1 protein-coding gene is annotated in these 674 nt (G+C 30.1%); it reads right to left on the bottom strand.

All coding sequences use genetic code 11. The annotated features are described in order from the left end of the window. The coding region (locus ACVC2P_RS10430) for a chromosome partitioning protein ParA (protein WP_452598419.1) at positions 1-673 on the bottom strand (673 nt) is incomplete at its 3' end. Position 674: the final 1 nt, after the last annotated feature.

Raw genomic sequence — 674 nt, 5'->3', positions numbered from 1 at the left:
CAAATATAACTTGATCATTTGTACCTAATATGTTGTTTTTAGGATCTATAACTTGTACATAGAATTCTTTGTCACCTGTTTCTACTAATCTGTTTTTAGCTACTGTAAAACATATTCTAAGTTTATCGCTTCGTTTTGCTCTCTCTGTAGGTATTAATTTTCCAGATGTGCGCTCAATTACACCAAAGCCTTTTAAATTAACAGCATTAAGTACAGAGGCATTTTCTACAACATCTGCAAGCGCGGTATTTTGTACTAAAAGAGAATCTGTAAACATAACACGCTCTTCTAATTGTACTTTTGTACTGTCTAGCGTTGTTGCTAATAACTGATTTTCTACTTTAAGCTTATCATTTTCTTCAAGTAAAACATCCATTTCTTTTTGAAGTGATAAATATTTCTTTTTATATCTCCATAAGCTTTTAATATTTGCTTCAGATACACTCAAAGAATCTATTAAACCTTGAATACGCTCTTTTGCATCAATTAAATTTTGGTTAACAATATCACTTTCATTTATTGCTGTTTCATATTTTGCATTCATGGCAGTAAGATCTTTCAATACTGCTGCTTTTTCTTCAGTAAGTTGTAGTTTAGTTTCATCAAGTTTATCATTTTTTTTCATTAATGAATAAGAAAAGGCTCCAGCTCCAATAAATAGAGCTATCGCTATA

Source organism: Pontimicrobium sp. MEBiC01747, assembly GCF_053601635.1.
The sequence above is the reverse complement of the archived record's forward strand: the minus strand, read 5'-3'. Positions and strand labels throughout refer to the sequence as shown.